Here is a 17,282-nt window from a genome sequence, read left to right as displayed (position 1 = left end):
GCTTTTCTATCTTAATCGTTACGAATGGTCAGAGAAGTTGCTAACTCTGCTTCCACTTCCGCCATCTCGCTAAACGCCTGCCGATCCGCTGTGGGCCACTCTGCAGGAGCTTCCTCTACGAATGATACTGCAAATATATTTCCACTGTCGGTCATAAGCTGCCGATAATGCTTAGACTGCTGCTTCCAATCCGCCTCGACACTCGCCCACTGCTTTTGGGGCACGGCATATAAAGTTGCGAGCTTCGCTGTTAGATTCGACTTCGCATTCCAATAATCGATCGATACAACAGCATACGGCTCGTCCAAGCTATGCAGTGTATAACGCCCTATCCATTGCTCAGGGATACGAAGCTGAATGCCGTAGCTATAGTCAGAAAATTCCTCTGTAATTTTCACAAAATCAGACTTGCCATCCCACTGCATCCATTCATTCAACCATTTAGAATTGACGTATGCAATATCTTTATAACCCGGGGCTTCCTTCGCCCATGGCAGCTCCAAGATACCGTCGCCGTTAATATCCTTGCTCATCGTAGGCGTTCCGCTTATTCCTTCTTGTCCAATCGAGCTATTCGGATAAACCAGACGCAGCCTGTTTCTGTCCCACACGTACATCGTGGTGTAGGTGCTATGTGCTCCGGTGGACGCCTCCAAAATAATGCCTCGATGTCTCGGTGAAATTCGTCCAATTAGTAGACGATCATAATTATTCACTTCTTTATACAGGTTCTGTGTATAGAGCTCCCGCAAGCTGCCGTTCGTCCAATTGAAAATCGTCAAATGAAATTCGGGCAATGCCATCTCCTGTTTTGCACCGATTTCCGAGATAATCGCAAGTTCAAGCCGTCCGTCCTCATTAAGATCTCCCGTATCTCCGTAAGAATAGGGCAGCGTCTCCACAGGCTTTAGCATCAGCTTTCCATCCTCGTTGCGTATAGGCTTAGTTTTAAACGAATAAATCTCAAGCACATTGGGACTATCGAAAGCCCCGATCCAACCGATCATAATTTCCATTTGACCGTCGCTATCGAGATCCTCAATTTTCAGCCAATCGATTAATCTAGCCAGCGGCTGCTGAATAAGCACCCACGGTTTCCATAAAGAATTTGTATATGTAAACACCATTAATTCGGGTGAGCTATATTCATTGTAATAAGAAACAACGGCCTCTTCCGTGCCGTCTCCATCGACATCTATTAGGCGAATCGCTTCCATATGATCCTCTCTAAGAGGCAGCGTGAGCTTGCTGTAATCTGGCAAGTTTTTTTCTATCGCATGTACGATGGCCTGTTTCTCTGGCGATATGGCAGGCTTCTGCAGAAGATCTGCTGGTGCGGCTGTATAACGACAGCCTGTTGCCAAGAATAGGAGTGAAATGACACTAGCGAGCACTAGACTCGCTCTCATGATTTGCCCACGCCTATGCTTGGCATTCGAATCACTTACGTTACCCAACTTTACAGCCTCCTCATGCGTGTACTGCAGTTAAGCGACTTGATCGGCAGTTACTAATGTATAACCCATCTCTTCTAAAATATCAATAATTGCAGGTAAAGCTTGTACCGTGTTCTTAATATGCTTGCTTCCAAAAGAGTGCATTAATATCATACCATTTGGCCTTGCCTCATTCTTAATCATTTTGATCATATCAGCAACCGATGTCCCAGCCCAGTCCCGTGTGTCGATATTCCAACCGATTAATTCACGATCATTGTCTTTCACTACTTCCTTAACCTTATCCGACAGAGCCCCATATGGTGCACGTACCATAACAGGCGTAATGCCTATAGCTTCTTTAATTGCTGTATCCGCGGTCATAAATTGCTCAATAATTTGTCGTTTATCTAACTTGGATAAATCTTTATGATTGTTTGTATGATTGCCAATTGCATGTCCTTCATCTACGATACGCTGCAATACTTCAGGGTATTTACTTACTTGTTGTCCAACTACAAAAAAAGTAGCCTTTACTCCCTTTTCCTTCAGGATATCCAAAATAGCTGTCGTGTAACGCTTATCCGGACCATCATCGAAAGTAAGAGCGATAAGCTTCTCTTCTTTATTAGGCTTCTCTTCCGATACACTTTGATCTGGCTTATCCAGAATGTCGTCCGTTTCAGGAACTGTAGGCTTATCCTTGCCCTCGGCATCGCCATGGACGATATTACCATCTTCACTACCGGGGGTTCCGATTATAATGACATCTCCATCGCCATCTGTTCCACTCTCAGTTCCTGGCTCCTTCTCAGTGCTTCCTCCACTCACGACGGAGTCTTTCCCGCCTGACAAGGGGTTGGATACGTTTAATGACTCTTTTGCCCCACAACCGCTGAGCACCAACAATATCGCAGTCAAAATAACCGCAATAAGCAACTGATAACGCTGTTTTTCATTTTTCAAAGCTCTCACCTTCTATTCCTCGCTGATAGATTTATTGTAACGCTGTCATAGATACATAGAGTTACAAATTAGTAACACCATTCGAGTGTTTTTGACACATTTGACAGCATATTAGGCAAAACAAAAAAAGCCAACCAGAAATCTCCGGTTGGCCCATTACAAGGAATTGTACATATACGAGGCAGAACTAGACTAGATCAGCGCTTTAGCAGCAATATCTGTGCGATTTTGTTTGCCTTCGAAATCAATAACACTAACTGCTTCGTATGCACGAGCACGAGCTTCAGCAATGTCGCGACCGCGGCCAACGATACCAAGTACGCGGCCTCCGTTAGTTACGAATTGTCCATCCTTCTCAGCCGTCCCCGCGTGGAACACGAGTGCGCCTTGTGCTTCTGCTTCTGCAAGACCGCTAATTACGCGTCCTTTTGGATACGAAGCTGGATAACCCTCAGAAGCAACAACAACACAAACTGCAGCTTCATCGCTCCATTGAATATCGAGTTGATCTAGATTGCCATTTAGTGACGCAAGCACGATGTCAATCAGATCCGTTTGCAAACGCGGCAATACTACCTGAGTTTCCGGATCGCCCATGCGCGCATTAAATTCAATCGTTTTTGGACCGTCATTAGTAATCATAAGGCCGGCAAACAGAACACCGCGGAATGGGCGGCCTTCGCTGACCATTGCCTTTGCAGTAGGAATAATAATGTTCTGGATCGATTCCTCAATGATTGCTGGATCGATGTGAGGCAGCGGTGTATAAGTTCCCATACCGCCCGTATTCGGACCTTTGTCACCATCAAAGATCGGCTTATGATCCTGTGCAGGAACCATAGCGCGAACCGTCTCGCCGTCAACGAATGCAAGAATGGACATCTCTTGCCCAACAAGACATTCTTCAATTACGATTTGGCTGCCCGCTTGACCGAACACCTTATCCACCATCATGTCACGCAGCGCCTGCTCCGCCTCTTCAAGCGTAGCCGCAACTGTAACTCCTTTACCCGCTGCCAAACCGTCAGCTTTAATGACGATTGGAGCAGATTGCTCGCGGAGGTATGCAGAAGCTGACTCATAATCAGTGAAGGTTTCATATTTTGCTGTTGGAATATCGTATTTTTTCAGCAAATTTTTCATAAAAATTTTGCTTCCTTCGATCTCTGCTGCGTTTTTGCGTGGACCGTATGCTGCGATACCAGCTGCTTCGAACGCATCTACGATGCCATCCGCAAGAGGATCATCTGGACCTACAAAAACAAGATCAATTCCAGCATCCTTTGCGAATTGAATGAGCTCATCGAATTGGTTGACCGCAATCGGCACAATTTCTGCAAGCTGCGCGATACCCGCGTTGCCTGGCGCGCAAAAAATTTCTTTTACCTTCTCGCTTTTCTTAAGCGCCCAGACGATTGCATGCTCTCGTCCACCGCCGCCAACTACCAAAATACGCATAATCATTAACCTCCCAAATGACTAGTTGAAACAGATGCAGCCGCCGCCAGCGCCAGCTCTCTGTCGTTAACGTGCGGCTGCCTATTTGAATTGCTTCGTTCGATGTTAGTGTTTAAAGTGACGTACGCTTGTGAATACCATCGCGATGTTGTTCGCATTAGCTACAGCAATGGACTCAGCGTCCTTGATCGAGCCGCCTGGTTGAATGATAGCCGTGATGCCTGCTTTCGCAGCAAGCTCCACCGTGTCGCCCATCGGGAAGAATGCATCGGAAGCAAGAGCTGCTCCTTTTGCCGCTTCGCCAGCTTGCTCAATTGCAATACGAGCTGCGCCAACGCGGTTCATTTGACCTGCGCCTACGCCGATCGTCATATCGTCTTTCGCAAGCAAAATCGCATTGGATTTCACATGTTTAACAACTTTCCAACCGAATAGAAGCTGTTTAAGCTCCTCCGCAGTTGGCTTACGATCTGTTACGAACTGAAGATCGGCTTCAGTAACCGAGTGAACGTCGCTCTCTTGTACGAGCATGCCGCCGTCAACCGAAGTCACAAGCCATTCCGGTTTGCGCTCGATAGCTGCGGATAGCTCGCCTAGCTTCATCAAACGGATGTTTTTCTTTTTCGTCAAAATCTCTAGCGCTTCTGGCGTGAAGTCAGGCGCGATGATGATTTCTAGGAAAATGCCGCCAAGCAGCTCAGCTGTATCAGCGCCAATCGTGCGGTTAGCAGCTACGATACCGCCGAAGATCGAAGTTGGATCAGCCGCATAAGCTTTTTGATAAGCCTCATGAATAGTAGCGCCGATTCCTACGCCGCAAGGATTCATATGTTTTACAGCAACTACAGCTGGCTCGTCGAATTCTTTAAGAATCGCAAGAGAAGCGTTAGCGTCGCTGATGTTATTGTAGGATAACTCTTTGCCATGCAGCTGCTCAGCTGTTGTAATATTGCCAGCTGCTGCAAGCGGCTTGCTGTAGAAAGCAGCCTTCTGGTGCGGGTTCTCGCCGTAACGAAGATCCTGTACCTTCTCGTAAGTTACTGTGTAAGTCTCAGGAAGCGGCTCTCCCATTTGTTTGGAGAGGTAGTCCGAGATTAGAGAATCGTAAGCCGCTGTATGACGGAATACTTTTGCAGCTAGACGTTTACGCGTTTCAAGTGTCGTGTCGCCTTGCGCTTTCACTTCTTCAAGAATCGTGCCATAGTCGCCAGCATCAACAACAACCGTTACGAATGCGTGGTTTTTGGCAGCTGAACGAAGCATCGTTGGTCCGCCGATATCAATGTTTTCAATCGCGTCCTCATACGATACATCTGGTTTTGCGATTGTTTCTTTGAACGGATACAAGTTAACGATAACGAGGTCAATATAGTCAAGGCCAAGCTCTGTCATCGCCTTTTGATGCTCTTCGTCATCACGAACCGCTAGAAGCCCGCTATGTACCGCAGGGTGAAGCGTTTTTACACGTCCATCCAAAATTTCCGGAAAGCCCGTCACATCGGAAATACCGATTACCGGAACGCCTTCCTTTTGCAGCAGGTTGAACGTACCGCCCGTTGATATGATTTGCACACCTTGGCTTGCCAATTCTCTCGAAAACTCCACAATTCCCGACTTGTCGGAAACACTAATTAACGCTCTACGAATAGCCATGCAAATACCTCCTCATCTATTTGACCAAACCTTTGCTTATCCCAAAATAGAAACTTTTATCCGTCAGCCAACCCGCGTTTGAGCTTATTTCCGCCGCTTCCGCGAGCAATAGGTCTATTTTCTAGACCTATTTCACTAAAACGAGCCTTAGTTTGTGGAATAGATCTACTATGTAGATCTATTCCGTCAGCTAACCCGCGTTTGAGCTCATTTCCGCCGCTTCCGCGAGCAATAGGTCTATTTTCTAGACCTATTTCACTGAAACGAGCCTTAGTTTGTGGAATAGATCTACTATGTAGATCTATTCCGTCAGCCAACCCGCGCCTACCCACGTTGGAGCTCATTTCCGCCGCTTCCGCGAGTAATAGGTCTACTTTCTAGACCTATTTCACTGAAACGAGCCTTAGTTTGTGGAATAGATCTACTATGTAGATCTATTCCGTCAGCCAACCCGCGCCTACCCACGTTGGAGCTCATTTCCGCCGCTTCCGCGAGTAATAGGTCTACTTTCTAGACCTATTTCACTGAAACGAGCCTTAGTTTGTGGAATAGATCTACTATGTAGATCTATTCCGTCAGCCAACCCGCGCCTACCCACGTTGGAGCTCATTTCCGCCGTTTCCGCGAGCAATAGGTCTACTTTCTAGACCTATTTCACTGAAACAAGCCTTAGTTTGTGGAATAGATCTACTTTCTAGATCTATTCCATCAGCTAACCCACGTTGGAGCTCAATTCCGCCGTTTCCGAGAGCAATAGGTCTATTTTCTAGACCTATTTCACTGAAACGAGCCTTAGTTAGTGGAATAGATCTACTTTCTAGATCTATTCCGTCCACCAACCCACGTTTGAGCTCATTTCCGCCGCAGCAGCTTAGCTGCTCACTGTCACATGTCGGCCATCCAGCGATACGCGGCCTTGTGCAATTTGCTGAATGACTGCAGGCAGCAGCAATTGCTCAGCTGCATGTATACGCTCCGCAAGCGAGTCTTCCGTATCACCGTCAACCACTTCAACAGCATGCTGCGCGATAATCGGTCCGCTGTCCATGCCGCCGTCCACATAATGAACAGTAACACCGGTCAGCTTAACGCCGTACGCCAGTGCCTGTCCGATACCGTTAACACCTGGGAATGCCGGCAGCAGCGCCGGATGGATGTTAATCATTTTGCCGTAGAAAGGCTCAACGAGCACCGACGTAATAATGCGCATGTAGCCTGCGAGCACAATCAGCTCAACACCGCGGCGCGCCAGCTCGGCAATAATTTCAGTCTCATAAGCTTCGCGAGACGGATACTCCTTCGGCGTAAACAGGAACGTGTCCACGCCAGCCTTACGCGCACGCTCCACAACGGGAGCGGCAGGCTTATCACAAACAAGAAGCTCGATGGTTACATCGAGCTTCCCCTCCTGCACCGCATCCACAATCGCTTGGAAATTCGTACCTTGTCCAGAAGCGAAAACAGCGATGCGAAGTGATCCCATTATACATCCGCTCCCGTAAACGTTACGATGCGGCTTCCTTCCGTAACCGTTCCGATACGGTAAGCCTGCTCACCAAGCTCAGAAGCAATACGAAGAGCTTCATTTGCTTGATCAGCTGGAACAACAATAACTAGACCAATACCCATATTGAAAGTCGTGAACATATCACGATTCGTAATGCCGCCTTTATTTTGCATCAAATCGAAGATTGGCAAAATCGGCCAAGAGCCATATTCCACGTCAACATTCACGCCTTCCGGCAGTACCCGCGGAATGTTCTCGATAAAGCCGCCGCCTGTAATGTGCGCCATGCCTTTCACTTCTACTTGCTCAACCAGCTTAAGCGCTGATTTCACGTAGATACGAGTTGGCTCGATCAACACATCGCCTAGCTTAGCGCCGCCAAGCTCTTCAAGCTCTTGATCAAGCGAATAGCCCGCATCCTCAAGAAGCAAACGACGAACGAGTGAGAAACCGTTGCTGTGGATACCGCTCGAAGCAAAGCCGATAACTGCATCGCCAGCAGCGATTGTTGATCCGTCGATCATTTTTTTCTTATCCACAATACCTACTGTAAAACCAGCGATATCATATTCTCCGCCTTGATACATGCCCGGCATTTCAGCCGTTTCCCCGCCGATGAGCGAACAGCCAGCTTGAACGCAGCCTTCAGCGATCCCTTTTACGATTGCTTCGATTTTCTCAGGCACAACCTTGTCGCATGCCAAGTAATCAAGGAAGAATAACGGCTCCGCGCCTTGTACGATAATATCGTTCACGCACATCGCAACGGCATCAATGCCGATCGTGTCATGCTTGTCCATTGCAAAAGCAAGCTTCAGCTTCGTTCCAACGCCATCCGTTCCAGACACGAGCACAGGCTCATCATACTTGTCCTTGTTAAGGCTGAACAGACCGCCAAAGCCGCCAAGCTCTGCCAGTACCTCTGGACGGTAAGTCCGCTTTACGTGCTTCTTCATCCGTTCAACCGCTTCGTTGCCTGCCGCGATATCGACACCGGCTTTTTTGTACGCTTCTGACACTCTCGGTCAACTCCTTCACTCATATAGGAAAAGCAATCATTATATTTAAAAACTCATTATTTCTGCTATTAACAGCTGCAGCTTTTATCTGATTCTTCGTTAACTGGTGTAGGGTAGTCATTATCGAAGCAAGCTAGACACATGCCGCGATTATACGCTCCATCATTGCCGCCAACGGATTCAACAAAGCCTTCATTGCTTATAAAAGCTAAAGAATCTGCATTGATTTGCTTACGGATTTCCTCCACTGTCCTAGAAGCAGCAATAAGCTCTTTGCGGTCAGGAGTATCAATTCCGTAGTAGCATGGGTTTTTGAAAGGCGGCGATGTAATTCGCACATGCACCTCAGTCGCTCCCGCCTCACGAAGCAGGTTAACGATCCGCAGTGATGTTGTACCCCGCACGATTGAATCATCAATCATGACGACGCGTTTGCCTTCAACCACTTTACGAACTGCGGACAGCTTCATTTTTACACCCTTCTCGCGAAGCTCTTGAGAAGGCTGGATGAACGTCCGGCCAGTATATTTATTTTTGATCAGACCTAGCTCGTAAGGAATACCGGTTTGCTCTGCATAACCAATCGCTGCTGAAATACTCGAATCGGGAACTCCCGTTACGATATCCGCATCAACGAACGACTCCGAAGCAAGCTGACGTCCCATACGTTTGCGCGACATATGAATATTAATCCCATTAATATCACTATCCGGACGAGCAAAATAAATGTACTCCATCGCACAAGTTGCGCGGCGATCAACCTCCGCGTAACGTTCCTCGCGCATGCCGTCAGCATCCAAAATAAGCAATTCGCCTGGCTGTACATCACGCTCATAAACAGCACCGATCGTCTCGAACGCACATGATTCTGACGAGAATACATAACCCTCGCCAATACGACCCATAACGAGCGGACGAAGAGCATGCGGATCAGCTGCAACGAGCAGTTTGTCATTCGTCATAATCAAGAAAGCAAAACCGCCAACAATACGTTGCAATGCTTCCTTAGCAGCCGTCTCGAAATCCTTCGACGAGCGTGCGATAAGATGAGCGATAACTTCCGTGTCGCTGGATGTTTGGAAGATGGAACCCGACATCTCCAGCTCACGACGAATTTCTGGAGCATTCACGATATTACCGTTCGTAGCAACCGCAAGGTCACCATCGCGATAGCGGAAAATAAGAGGCTGTGCATTCGCAAGCTTACTTTCTCCCGCTGTCGAATAACGAACGTGACCGATGGAACGATCCCCTGCAAGCGTATCGAGATTATCCTTATTGAATACTTCCTTTACGAGACCCATACCGCGGTGATACGCAAACTTGTTTCCATTTTTCGTATCAACCGTACAGATTCCCGCACTTTCCTCACCGCGATGCTGAAGTGCATGAAGTCCATAATAAGATAGGTTGGACGCTTCGGGGAGGTTAAATACCCCGAAAACGCCGCATTCCTCACGCAATTTGTCAAACATATCGTCACGGCCAATGCCTTCGTTATAATGGTCTCCCGTCCATAACAAAGGCTCCTGCCTTATTTGCTCATCAGACATGGAATCGCATCCTTCCAGACCTTCTCCAGTTGTGTTACCGGCGCACTAATACCGGATTTTCCGTTTACGCTAATGGTCAGGCTGTTGCCTTTAACTGTACCAACTTGTGCATGAACAACGCCTTGCTCTGAAAGTAGAGCTTGCAATGCCGCTGCTTGCTCCGGCTTAGCCGAAAGCAGGATACGAGATTGCGATTCACTGAACAACAGGTGATCAGCGCGTAGTTCAGATGACAATGCAACTTCTGCGCCAAGACGACCGCTAATGCAAGATTCTGCAACCGCAACAGCGATACCGCCTTCGGACAAGTCATGCGCCGATGCAACAAGACCTTTTTGAATAGCGCCAAGCACAGCATCTAGAACCTTCTTCTCTGTTGCAAGATCAATTTCAGGAGGACGGCCAGCAGCAGCACCTTGCATAACGTACTGCAATTCACTTCCGCCTAGCTCCGCTTTTGTCTCGCCCACGAGAATAATAACGTCGCCTTCAGCTTTAAAACCTTGTGTCATAATGTGATCGATATCGTGTACAAGACCCACCATACCGATAACCGGTGTCGGGTAAATAGCACCCTTAGCGTTCTCATTGTACAAGCTTACGTTACCGCCGATTACCGGCGTGTTAAGCACGACGCAAGCTTCCGACATACCGTCTGCCGATTTCTCAAGCTGCCAGAACACTTCTGGCTTCTCTGGGTTACCGAAGTTAAGGTTGTCCGTTACAGCAAGCGGCTCAGCGCCTGAGCACACGATGTTGCGAGCTGCTTCTGCAACCGCAATGCGTCCGCCTACTTCTGGATCTAGATATACGTAACGTCCGTTACAATCCGTTGTCATCGCAAGCGCCTTACGTGTGCCGCGAATCGTCACGACTGCCGCATCAGAGCCTGGTTGAACAGCTGTCGATGTACGAACCATGTAGTCATATTGATTGTAAACCCACTCTTTGCTAGCAACAGTTGGGGAAGCAAGAACCTTCTCCAGTGCGCCAGTCAAATCAGTGATTTCTTCAAAAGCCGCTGTGTCTACTGCTGCATTTTCGCTGAAGTAAGCAGGCTCTTTCGATGGCTTGTCATATACAGGGCACTCGTCAACGAGCGCTTTAACCGGCATATCGGCAACCTCTTGGCCTTGGTGGAACAAACGGAGACGTCCATCGTCTGTTACTTTACCTACTTTGGCGCAAATAATGCCCCAACGATCAAAAATTTCCATAGCTTGCGCTTCATGCTGAGGCTCTACGACGAAGAGCATACGCTCTTGCGACTCGGAAAGCATCATTTCATAAGGTGTCATGCCTGTCTCACGCTGTGGAACCTCATCAAGGTAAAGCTCTAGACCGTTACCTGCTTTGGAAGCCATCTCAGCGCTGGAGCAAGTAAGACCCGCTGCGCCCATATCTTGAATACCAAGTACGATACCGGAATTAATTAGCTCAAGAGTTGCTTCCATAACCAGCTTCTCCATGAATGGATCGCCAACTTGAACAGCTGTACGATTCTCTTCTGATTCCTCAGAAAGCTCAACAGAAGCAAATGTAGCTCCGTGAATTCCATCGCGGCCAGTAGCAGGACCTACGTAAAATACCGGGTTGCCTACCCCTTTTGCGACACCGCGTTGAATTTTATCATGATCGATTAGACCAACGCACATTGCGTTAACGAGCGGATTACCCTCATAGCTCTCGTCGAACATAACTTCGCCCGCAACCGTCGGAATACCGATACAGTTACCGTAGCCAGCAATACCGCTAACAACATGCTCAAACAAATATTTTACGCGTTCATTTTCAAGACGGCCGAAACGCAAGCTGTTCAGCAATGCGATAGGACGTGCGCCCATGGAGAAAATGTCGCGGATAATGCCGCCTACACCCGTAGCAGCGCCTTGGTAAGGCTCAACCGCAGAGGGATGGTTATGCGATTCGATTTTGAATACAACCGCTTGATTGTCGCCGATATCAACGATACCCGCGCCTTCACCCGGTCCCATAAGAACGCGAGGTCCAGTGATCGGGAATTTTTTCAAAATAGGCTTGGAGTTTTTGTAAGAGCAGTGCTCTGACCACATGACGCTGAATACGCCGATCTCAGTGTAGTTAGGTTTACGGCCTAGAAAACCGCAAATCAATTCAAACTCATAATCGGATACGCCAAACTGGCTGTAAATCTTTTGCTCGGCAATTTGCTCCGCTGTCGGTTCCTTAGCTGTTAACTGCTGCGCCATGTTGTTCCCTCCATGCATTCAAAATCGATGTAAACATCCGTTTGCCGTCTTCCGAGCCGAGCACTTGATCAATCGCACGCTCTGGATGAGGCATCATACCTACAACGTTACCTGCTTTATTACTAACACCCGCAATGTTATCAACAGAACCGTTCGGGTTCGTATCGCCAGCATAGCGGAAAATAATTTGATCGTTCGCTTTAAGCTCAGCAAGCGTTGCGTCGTCGCAATAGTAGTTGCCTTCGCCGTGTGCGATTGGAATATTTATAATTTCACCTTGCGAATATTGGTTTGTAAAAGCTGTGCTGTTGTTTACCACTTCAAGCGGCGTTTGATGGCAGCGGAACTTCAGTCCGTTGTTGCGAATCAACGCGCCTGGCAGAAGGCCAGCTTCCGTCAAAATTTGGAAGCCATTGCAAATACCTAGAATATACTTGCCTGCTTCGGCTGCTTTTTGCACTTCACCCATAACAGCAGCGAATTGCGCGATTGCGCCGCAGCGCAGGTAGTCACCATAGGAGAAACCTCCAGGCACTAGTATTGCATCATAAGAAGACAAGTCTGTAGCCGTATGCCATACGTAGTCAACGGACTGGCCGATAGCATCCTCTACAGCTTTATAGCAGTCGATGTCACAGTTGGAGCCTGGAAATACGAGTACTGCAAACTTCATCGCCCTATCCCTCCAGCTCAAAACGGAAATCTTCTACAACCGTGTTCGCGAACAGCTTCTCGCACATTGCTTTAATGCGTACTTCCGCTTCTGCGCGGTCAGTCGTATCAAGCTCAAGCTCCAAATATTTGCCGATGCGTACTTTTTCAACTTCAGAGAAACCAAGTGTGTGAAGCGCTCCTTGTACAGCAGTTCCTTGTGGATCCAAAACGTTTTGCTTGATGGTGACGTAGACGGTTGCCTTCATAATAGCCTCCTGAAAATGTGGGTTTTTCTCGAAAGGGAGATTGTGTGTGCTGAGCGCGGGCGTGTGGGTTATTGTCTACGTCGCTTTCGAAGTCTGGAAATTTGATTACACCGCCTAGCGGTAATTTCCTGACTTCAAGAAGCGATCGCTGTCGCTCTACGACAACAACTCCCCACGCTTCGCGTGAGCACATGTCAATCAAACCTTTGCGAGTTTGGACGGTGAAGCGTTTGTTCTGCGGCCGCGCTGTCGCTGGCCGCTGATTTCTGTTTGACTGGCCTGTGCTTATGCTGCCTGTCAGTAATGCATTTGCAACCCTGCGCTTCCGCGCTCAGGCTAAAGTTTATGGGGTGCAGCAGCGCTCTCGCTGACTGCCTGCCTAAGCGGCATGCGCTTCAGCGCCCCTATGTCAGCGTCATTGCTCGCGCTCGACGTGTTTTTAATCTTTTTCTGCCGGGACTATCGGGCGTTAAATGCGTCTAATTCGGCGTCCTAGCTCGATTTGCTGCATTTAACGCCCGTGTCTCCCGTTAGTTCATTCAGCTAACTAGCTGCTAGCGACACTCTCCTACAACTCTACGCCAGTAAGACGGCGGTAGATGTCGCGGTAGCGCGACGTTGTTTCAGCTACTACAGAATCCGGCAGCGGTGCTGGCTTGCTGTCGCGGTCCCAATCGGAGCCTAGCAGATAGGTGCGAACCGGCTCCTTGTCCATGCTGTCGATTTCGATGTCTAGGGCATAGTTGCCTTCCGCCCAGAAACGGGAGGAGTCAGGCGTAAAGATTTCATCGATCAAGATGACTTTGCCGTCGATCAGTCCGAATTCGAATTTGCAATCAGCAAGGATGATACCATGCTCAGCACAATAGCTGTGCGCATATTCGTAAAGCTTGATGCTGCGGTCACGCAGCTCCTCAGCAAGCTCAGCTCCGACCATTTCAGCCATTTTTTCAAATGGGATGTCCTCGTCGTGACCAACGTCGTTTTTCGCTGCGGGTGTGAAGATAGGTGCAGCGAAACGTTCGTTTTTGCGCAAGCCAGCAGGAAGCTCAATGCCGTTGATCGCTGAAGTTTGCTGATACTGTCTCCAGCCGCCGCCTGTAATGTAGCCGCGAACGACACATTCAATATCAATGCGCTCCGCTTTACGGGTTACCATAATGCGGTTTTTGAGCAGCTCCGGCTCGGTTACAAGATCGCCAAGCTTCTCAACATCGGTATGAACGACATGGTTTACTTGAATATCAGCTGTTTGCTCGAACCAGTAGGCGGAAAGGCGGTTAAGCACATTGCCCTTATCCGGCACAGCTGGATCAAGCACGTAGTCGAACGCAGAGATGCGATCGGTTACGACAATGAGGAAATGCTCGCCCAAATCATAGAGCTCGCGAACCTTTCCTTTGTAAATAAGCGGAGCTTTAATATAATCGACAGCTGTCGATAGAGCTTGCGATGGTGCAGTCATCAGGCCAGCCTCCCTTAAATCAATCCCAAACGTGTAAAGATTGTATCAACATGCTTCAAATGCCAAGCCGGGTTGAAGCAATCATCGATTTCTTCCGTCGTCAGCACGCTTGTAATTTCCTCAGTTTCGCCAATGAGCTCGCGGAATTGACGTTTTGTTTCCCAAGCCTGCATCGCACGCGGTTGAACCGTGTCATAAGCTTTCTCACGGCTGAAGCCTTTGTCGATCAGCTTCGTCAACACGCGGCCAGAGAATGGCACGCCGTATGTCGCTTGCATGTTGCGCTGCATGTTTTCCGGGAACACGGTCAGGTTGTTGATGATGTTACCCAGACGGTTCAGCATGTAGTTAAGCAGCATCGTTGCATCCGGCAAAATAATACGTTCTACCGATGAGTGGCTGATATCGCGTTCGTGCCAAAGTGCAATGTTCTCGTAAGCTGTAACCATATGTCCGCGAATAACGCGGGACAAGCCGGAAATGTTCTCACAGCCGATAGGGTTGCGTTTGTGCGGCATTGCAGATGAGCCTTTTTGACCCTTAGCAAACGCCTCTTCAACTTCACGGAATTCACTCTTCTGCAACGCGCGAATTTCAGTTGCAAACTTATCAAGCGAAGATGCTACAAGAGCAAGAGTCGCCATATATTCAGCGTGACGGTCACGCTGCAATGTTTGTGTTGAGATTGGAGCTGCAGTAATGCCTAGCTTCTTACATACGAATTCTTCAACAAACGGATCGATATCTGCGAAAGTACCTACAGCACCGGACATTTTGCCGAATTGTACGTTGTTTGCCGCATGGTGGAAACGCTCCAAGTTACGCTTCATTTCCTCGTACCAAAGCGCCATTTTCAGACCAAATGTTGTTGGCTGTGCGTGTACGCCATGCGTACGGCCCATCATCGGTGTATCCTTGTATGCCAGCGCTTTGTTCTTAAGAATTTCAATAAAGCGTTCAATATCTTTAACTAGAATAGCATTTGCTTGAAGCAGCAGGTAACCAATCGCTGTATCTACAACGTCTGTAGATGTCAGTCCATAATGTACCCATTTGCCTTCAGGGCCTGCTTTCTCCGATACTGCGCGAGTGAACGCAATAACGTCATGGCGAGTTTCCTGCTCAATTTCATAAATCCGGTCGATATCAAAGTCAGCGGAAGCACGGAGCGCGACTACGTCTTCTTTCGGAATAATACCTAGCTCGGACCAAGCCTCGCATGCGCAAAGCTCAACCTCCAGCCATGCTCTAAATTTATTTTCTTCTGTCCAAATTTCTCTCATTTCAGGTCTGCTGTAACGAGTTAGCATAATTTCTTCACACCTTCCAAATAGTTGTTTCTTCAATCCAATCAAGCGCAGCGTCCGTGGTCTCAGCTAATACGTTGACATGACCCATCTTCCGCTGGTGAACAGCTTCCTTCTTCCCGTACAAATGAAGCTTCGGGCTCACCTTCAAACGCACAGCCGCTTCATCCGGTCTAGCTGTCAACTCCAATAGCGGCTCAACATGCTGACCAAGTACATTGACCATTACGACTGGACTCATAAGCGTCGTGTCTCCAAGCGGCAGGTTGCACACAGCGCGCACATGCTGCTCGAACTGCGACGTTCGGCAAGCCTCCATCGTGTAGTGACCGCTGTTGTGCGGACGAGGTGCAAGCTCGTTTACGAACAGCTCGCCTTCTGCCGTTACGAACAGCTCCACTGCGATAAGGCCTACGACGCTAAGTCCTTCAGCAATTCGTACCGCAAGCCGTTCAGCTTCCTGCTGCAATTCCTCGCTGATTCTTGCAGGTACGATAGACAAATGCAATATATTATCGACGTGTATGTTTTCCGCGACAGGGAAAGTTTTGATTTCGCCCTGCGGACTTCTCGCCGCTATAACCGATATTTCCTTCTCGAAACGAATGAACTGCTCAAGCACAAGTTGAACGCGCGCACGCGAGAGCGTCTCATATGCTTCCTCAATTTCATCCGCGCTGCGAATGACCCATTGCCCCTTGCCGTCATAACCGCCCATCGCGGTCTTCAATACACAAGGCGTTCCAAAAGCGGTCACTGCCTCGCGAAGCTCATCGACACTACTTATTTCACGATAAGGTGCAACTCGCACACCAGCCGCTTCAATCGCTCTCTTCTCACGGAGGCGATGCTGCGTCGTATACAGCAGTTCACTGCCCTGCGGCACATAAGACTCCGCCATCAGCATGGCTGCTACGTCTGCGTCAACATTCTCGAATTCGTAAGTGATAACATCCGAACGTTTAGCGAGCTCTCTTGCTGCCTCATGATTGTCATAAGCAGCAACAATTTGCTCGGCTACCTGACCAGTCGGCGCATCCGCTGTCGGATCAAGGGCAATGAAGCGATAACCCATCGCGCTGCCTGCATTCGCCATCATCCGTCCAAGCTGCCCGCCGCCAAGAATGCCGATCGTGCTGCCCGGCAGCAGCGTCTGTATAGGCTGCTTGTCCACTTCATGACTCATAGCGTCTCACTGCTTTCCAGCACTTCCTGCTTCACACGCTCGCGACGCGCTTCGACGCGTGCCTGCACCTCGGGGTCGAACGCTCCGAGCATTTGTGCAGCGAGTAGTCCTGCGTTCGTTCCGCCCGCATTACCAATGGCAACCGTAGCTACCGGAATACCGCCAGGCATTTGGACGATGGAGAGCAAAGAATCAAGTCCGCTCAAATTCGAGGATTTCACAGGAACGCCAATAACCGGCAAAATCGTCTTTGCAGCGACCATGCCGGGCAAATGCGCAGCTCCGCCGGCCCCAGCAATAATTACCTTAAGCCCGCGTTCTACAGCAGTTTCCGCATATTCGAACATTAAATCCGGCGTCCGATGCGCTGAAACAACTTTTTTCTCATAAGGAATTTGCAATTCTTCCAGTACGTCGCAAGCTAACTTCATTGTGTCCCAATCCGATTTGCTGCCCATGATGACGCCTACCTTCGCAGACATGCGATCAAACCCACTTTCATCTATAAGATTATAAATCATCAAACATTAATGACTCAAAGCAACAAAAAACAGAAAAAGCCCGTCAGCAACCATTTTGAATGG

At 48.6% G+C, this 17,282-nt stretch carries 15 protein-coding genes; all 15 read right to left on the bottom strand.

All coding sequences use genetic code 11. The annotated features are described in order from the left end of the window. Positions 1–11: 11 nt before the first annotated feature. Positions 12–1,457, bottom strand: a complete 1,446-nt coding sequence (locus tag AC0YN6_RS17275) for a hypothetical protein (protein ID WP_475748293.1) — start codon at positions 1,455–1,457, stop codon at positions 12–14. 30 nt (positions 1,458–1,487) lie between these two features. After that, on the bottom strand, positions 1,488–2,402 hold the full coding sequence (locus AC0YN6_RS17270; RefSeq protein WP_475748292.1) for a polysaccharide deacetylase family protein: 915 nt from the start codon (positions 2,400–2,402) through the stop codon (positions 1,488–1,490). Positions 2,403–2,594: 192 nt separating this feature from the next. Then, positions 2,595–3,860: a phosphoribosylamine--glycine ligase gene (gene purD / locus AC0YN6_RS17265; RefSeq protein ID WP_475748291.1), complete on the bottom strand. Its 1,266-nt coding sequence runs from the start codon at positions 3,858–3,860 to the stop codon at positions 2,595–2,597. Positions 3,861–3,965: 105 nt separating this feature from the next. Then, a complete protein-coding gene (gene purH / locus AC0YN6_RS17260) occupies positions 3,966–5,513 on the bottom strand; it encodes a bifunctional phosphoribosylaminoimidazolecarboxamide formyltransferase/IMP cyclohydrolase (RefSeq protein ID WP_475748290.1) in 1,548 nt (515 codons plus the stop codon). 56 nt (positions 5,514–5,569) lie between these two features. Continuing rightward, positions 5,570–5,857, bottom strand: a complete 288-nt coding sequence (locus tag AC0YN6_RS17255) for a hypothetical protein (protein ID WP_475748289.1) — start codon at positions 5,855–5,857, stop codon at positions 5,570–5,572. Between the two features lie 527 nt (positions 5,858–6,384). After that, complete coding sequence (gene purN / locus AC0YN6_RS17250; RefSeq protein ID WP_475748288.1) at positions 6,385–6,996, bottom strand: phosphoribosylglycinamide formyltransferase; 612 nt, start codon at positions 6,994–6,996, stop codon at positions 6,385–6,387. Continuing rightward, entirely contained in the window at positions 6,996–8,039 is a 1,044-nt protein-coding gene (purM, locus tag AC0YN6_RS17245) for a phosphoribosylformylglycinamidine cyclo-ligase (RefSeq protein WP_475748287.1), read from the bottom strand. The genes purN and purM overlap by 1 nt, the downstream gene beginning before the upstream one ends. 68 nt (positions 8,040–8,107) lie before the next feature. Then, entirely contained in the window at positions 8,108–9,592 is a 1,485-nt protein-coding gene (purF, locus tag AC0YN6_RS17240; RefSeq protein ID WP_475748286.1) for an amidophosphoribosyltransferase, read from the bottom strand. Next, on the bottom strand, positions 9,574–11,820 hold the full coding sequence (gene purL, locus AC0YN6_RS17235) for a phosphoribosylformylglycinamidine synthase subunit PurL (RefSeq protein ID WP_475748285.1): 2,247 nt from the start codon (positions 11,818–11,820) through the stop codon (positions 9,574–9,576). The genes purF and purL overlap by 19 nt, the downstream gene beginning before the upstream one ends. Continuing rightward, on the bottom strand, positions 11,798–12,493 hold the full coding sequence (purQ, locus tag AC0YN6_RS17230) for a phosphoribosylformylglycinamidine synthase subunit PurQ (RefSeq protein WP_475748284.1): 696 nt from the start codon (positions 12,491–12,493) through the stop codon (positions 11,798–11,800). The genes purL and purQ overlap by 23 nt, the downstream gene beginning before the upstream one ends. Before the next feature lie 4 nt (positions 12,494–12,497). Beyond that, positions 12,498–12,743: a phosphoribosylformylglycinamidine synthase subunit PurS gene (purS, locus tag AC0YN6_RS17225; protein WP_175598164.1), complete on the bottom strand. Its 246-nt coding sequence runs from the start codon at positions 12,741–12,743 to the stop codon at positions 12,498–12,500. A 565-nt stretch (positions 12,744–13,308) separates the two neighbouring features. Then, positions 13,309–14,205 carry a phosphoribosylaminoimidazolesuccinocarboxamide synthase gene (locus AC0YN6_RS17220; protein ID WP_475748283.1) on the bottom strand — a complete coding sequence of 299 codons (897 nt, stop codon included), beginning with the start codon at positions 14,203–14,205 and terminating at the stop codon, positions 13,309–13,311. Positions 14,206–14,219: 14 nt separating this feature from the next. Continuing rightward, positions 14,220–15,515 (bottom strand): adenylosuccinate lyase, encoded by a 1,296-nt coding sequence (purB, locus tag AC0YN6_RS17215; protein WP_475748282.1) that lies wholly within the window; start codon positions 15,513–15,515, stop codon positions 14,220–14,222. 7 nt (positions 15,516–15,522) lie between these two features. Beyond that, entirely contained in the window at positions 15,523–16,698 is a 1,176-nt protein-coding gene (gene purK / locus AC0YN6_RS17210) for a 5-(carboxyamino)imidazole ribonucleotide synthase (protein WP_475748281.1), read from the bottom strand. Continuing rightward, positions 16,695–17,180, bottom strand: coding sequence for a 5-(carboxyamino)imidazole ribonucleotide mutase (gene purE / locus AC0YN6_RS17205; protein ID WP_114378329.1), 486 nt, complete (start codon positions 17,178–17,180; stop codon positions 16,695–16,697). Before purE ends, purK begins: the two co-directional genes overlap by 4 nt. Positions 17,181–17,282: the final 102 nt, after the last annotated feature.

Source organism: Paenibacillus sp. J22P15 (genome assembly GCF_056269345.1).
The sequence above is the reverse complement of the archived record's forward strand: the minus strand, read 5'-3'. Positions and strand labels throughout refer to the sequence as shown.

Excerpts from the sequence above, each read along its gene's own strand:
- purD (WP_475748291.1), bottom strand. The coding sequence starts at position 3,860 with ATGCGTATTTTGGTAGTTGGCGGCGGTGGACGAGAGCATGCAATCGTC.
- purH (WP_475748290.1), bottom strand. The coding sequence starts at position 5,513 with ATGGCTATTCGTAGAGCGTTAATTAGTGTTTCCGACAAGTCGGGAATT.
- AC0YN6_RS17255 (WP_475748289.1), bottom strand. The coding sequence starts at position 5,857 with ATGAGCTCCAACGTGGGTAGGCGCGGGTTGGCTGACGGAATAGATCTA.
- purN (WP_475748288.1), bottom strand. The coding sequence starts at position 6,996 with ATGGGATCACTTCGCATCGCTGTTTTCGCTTCTGGACAAGGTACGAAT.
- purF (WP_475748286.1), bottom strand. The coding sequence starts at position 9,592 with ATGTCTGATGAGCAAATAAGGCAGGAGCCTTTGTTATGGACGGGAGAC.
- purL (WP_475748285.1), bottom strand. The coding sequence starts at position 11,820 with ATGGCGCAGCAGTTAACAGCTAAGGAACCGACAGCGGAGCAAATTGCC.
- purQ (WP_475748284.1), bottom strand. The coding sequence starts at position 12,493 with ATGAAGTTTGCAGTACTCGTATTTCCAGGCTCCAACTGTGACATCGAC.
- AC0YN6_RS17220 (WP_475748283.1), bottom strand. The coding sequence starts at position 14,205 with ATGACTGCACCATCGCAAGCTCTATCGACAGCTGTCGATTATATTAAA.
- purB (WP_475748282.1), bottom strand. The coding sequence starts at position 15,515 with ATGCTAACTCGTTACAGCAGACCTGAAATGAGAGAAATTTGGACAGAA.
- purK (WP_475748281.1), bottom strand. The coding sequence starts at position 16,698 with ATGAGTCATGAAGTGGACAAGCAGCCTATACAGACGCTGCTGCCGGGC.
- purE (WP_114378329.1), bottom strand. The coding sequence starts at position 17,180 with ATGTCTGCGAAGGTAGGCGTCATCATGGGCAGCAAATCGGATTGGGAC.